Genomic DNA, 1,633 nt, shown 5'->3' on the forward strand with positions numbered 1-1,633 from the left:
TCCGACGAGCAGCACCTGACGATCTGCTCGCTGGCCCCCTACACCGGCGCCGACGCCGTCCTCGCCCTCGACGACGACGGCACCGAGCTGTCGCCGATCACCCGCGACTCCGCACGGGCCGTCCCCACCGTCACCTCAGCCTGGCACGGGATGGTCTGCGGCTGCACCGCCGCTGGGCCGCTGGTGCTCGACGGTCGAACCGGCCCGGACAGGGCCGTGACCGCGTCGACGGCTCCGCTGCTGGTCAACGAGTCCTTCCCTCTGGCAGCCGCGAGTCCACCGAGCCCGGCACGGCGCCCGGACTACCGCGCCCCGGCGCGGCAGGCCGCGAGCCCCACCGCCGGATGAAGGGTCGTCGATACTTCTGAAACCTGGATGGCGACACGCGTGCCCCTGCCGAGCGAAGTGGTTGGGGTCGAGCGCTCAACCCTGCTCGTCCCCGGGATCCTTGCGGTCGTGGTCCTCCGGCGCCGGTTCGGGCATACCCACACGGTCCGCCATGTCGTGCGAGTCCTCGAGGTCGGCGCGGTACCCGTTGGCTCGGCGTTCCGCCTCTCGCGCGAGCGCCGATTGCCATCGGGCGGCCACCTGGGGCGGCACGTGGAGCGGGTCGTGCGCGTTGGGCGGGTCTGGAAACTCGGTCTCTACTGCGGCGAGTTCGGCCAGCATGCGGTGAGCGAGGTCAGGGTTGCGGTCCATCACGATGCGTAGCCGTTCCTCTTGTCCAGCGGTGAGTGTCCCGGCGGGCAGATCCGCCAGGTCCTCCCAGCTGAACGGTGCCGTGGAGTTGCGGTCGTCGGGCGGTGTGGTCACAGCCACTCCGATGCGCTGGTAAGTAGAGGAGAATCGCGGAGGAGTCTCAGAGGTTCCCGCGAGCTTCGCGTTCTTTCGCACGGAGTTGTGCTCGCGCGGCGTTGGCCCGGTTGATGCGGCTGCGGACGGTCCCGATGCGCACGCCGAGGACCTCGGCCGTTTCCGCGTACGAGCGCCCATTGACCTTGATCAGCTCGAAGGTCCGGCGCCACGGGGTGGGGATCTGGGCCAACGCCATGGCGATAAGGGCCCGGTCTGTGACCACGTCTGCGGGGTCGGCACCGACCTGTTCGGTGTCGGCAAGGCGGCTGGGGGGGATGTCGGTGACGCGGCGTTGGTCGCGTTGCCGGGTGCGAGCGGCGATGCGGGCGGTGTTCTCGGTGATCGTGCGAAGGCAGGCTCCGACCGAGCTGCGCCCGGCGTAGGTGTCGGCGCTGCGGGAGGCGCCTAGTAGGCCGTCCTGCACAGCGTCATCGGCGTCGTGATGGTTCTCCAGGACCCGGAGGGCGACGATACGGAGCAGGGTGGGGTGGCGCCGGATCAGCTCGTTGAACGACTGCGGGTCGCCGGCCAGGTGGGCGCGCAGCAGTCCGGCATCTGAGAGCGGGTCGAGTGCGTCGACCCGTGCGCCGGGGGTAGGGCTTGGTCCGGGAGCCTCGGCGGTGGACGTGTCCCTCATGGGCCGGGGCGCTGCGCGTGCGAGGCCGTGTCGAGCGAGCGGGATCGATCCTTCGGGGAGATCAATGCTCTGAGCCGACGCGGTCGGGCTCGTGCAGTCGAACATCAGCTGGCACCTCGGTCTATACGATGATCCCACCGG

Annotated in this window: 3 protein-coding genes; 1 reads left to right on the forward strand and 2 read right to left on the reverse strand. The window is 70.2% G+C overall.

Features of this window, described 5'->3' with window-relative positions; translation table 11 throughout:
- On the forward strand, positions 1–348 hold a 348-nt coding region (locus D8M34_RS19100), incomplete at its 5' end, for a hypothetical protein (RefSeq protein ID WP_202976280.1).
- 75 nt (positions 349–423) lie between these two features.
- Here the strand turns inward: D8M34_RS19100 and D8M34_RS17805 are convergent.
- Together D8M34_RS17805 and D8M34_RS17810 are read right to left on the reverse strand one after the other, a co-directional pair.
- The gene (locus D8M34_RS17805) at positions 424–813 is read right to left on the reverse strand and encodes a hypothetical protein (RefSeq protein WP_126894691.1); all 390 of its coding nucleotides are present in this window, start codon (positions 811–813) and stop codon (positions 424–426) included.
- A 46-nt stretch (positions 814–859) separates the two neighbouring features.
- Entirely contained in the window at positions 860–1,492 is a 633-nt protein-coding gene (locus tag D8M34_RS17810; RefSeq protein WP_161973090.1) for an RNA polymerase sigma factor, read from the reverse strand.
- Between the last annotated feature and the right edge of the window lie 141 nt (positions 1,493–1,633).

It is taken from the genome of Microbacterium sp. HSID17254 (assembly GCF_003989315.1).
Taxonomy (GTDB): domain Bacteria; phylum Actinomycetota; class Actinomycetes; order Actinomycetales; family Microbacteriaceae; genus Microbacterium.

Coding starts and splice junctions, on each gene's coding strand:
- D8M34_RS17810 (WP_161973090.1), bottom strand. CDS start 1,492: ATGAGGGACACGTCCACCGCCGAGGCTCCCGGACCAAGCCCTACCCCC.